The following is a 631-nucleotide window of genomic DNA, read 5'->3' on the forward strand; positions in this document are numbered from 1 at the left end:
GTATTAATGGTGCATCCCTTAAACCTCTGAAAATTCAAGTGGTAGAATGTCATAAGAAGAACAATTTGAATTCCAGAATGAGGAGGAATGAAAAATGGCAAAGCAATATGACAAAGAATTTAAGGAACAGGTGATCCAATACGTGCTCGATCATCCGGACCTTGCCTACACCCAGATCGCGCAACAGTTCGGAGTCCACGATACAACCGTTGGAGGATGGGTAAAAAGCTATAAAGAGCATGACGATCAAGTCGTCGTAAGAGGATCCGGCAACTACAGCAGCGATGAAGCCAAAGAGATCGCTCATCTTAAAAAAGAGCTCAGAGACACGCAGGACGCACTGAATGTATTAAAAAAAGCGATCAGTATACTCGGCAAGTAACAGCTCGTATCCTCTATCGATCGGTTCGGGAATACAAAGAGAAACATCCCAAAGCATCGGTAGCGGGTATACTGGCAAAATTGGATAAGAGCACTTCCGGCTACTACAAGCATTTGAGATTCAAACCATCCAAGACAAAAGTCCGGCGGGAAAAAACAAAAAAAGCAATCGTCAAGATCTACAACGATTCGCACCAGCTGTATGGCTCGCCCAAGATCGCAGAGATCCTCCACAAGCATGGAATCAAAG

1 protein-coding gene is annotated in these 631 nt (G+C 44.2%); it reads left to right on the forward strand.

All coding sequences use genetic code 11. The annotated features are described in order from the left end of the window. The first annotated feature begins 94 nt into the window (after nucleotides 1-94). The gene (locus tag BO225_RS10660; protein ID WP_076342204.1) at nucleotides 95-382 is read left to right on the forward strand and encodes a transposase; all 288 of its coding nucleotides are present in this window, start codon (nucleotides 95-97) and stop codon (nucleotides 380-382) included. The last annotated feature ends 249 nt before the right edge of the window (nucleotides 383-631 follow it).

The sequence above is a fragment of the Dubosiella newyorkensis genome, from assembly GCF_001945605.1.
Taxonomy (GTDB): domain Bacteria; phylum Bacillota_I; class Bacilli_A; order Erysipelotrichales; family Erysipelotrichaceae; genus Dubosiella; species Dubosiella newyorkensis.

Coding starts and splice junctions, on each gene's coding strand:
- BO225_RS10660 (WP_076342204.1), top strand. CDS start 95: ATGGCAAAGCAATATGACAAAGAATTTAAGGAACAGGTGATCCAATAC.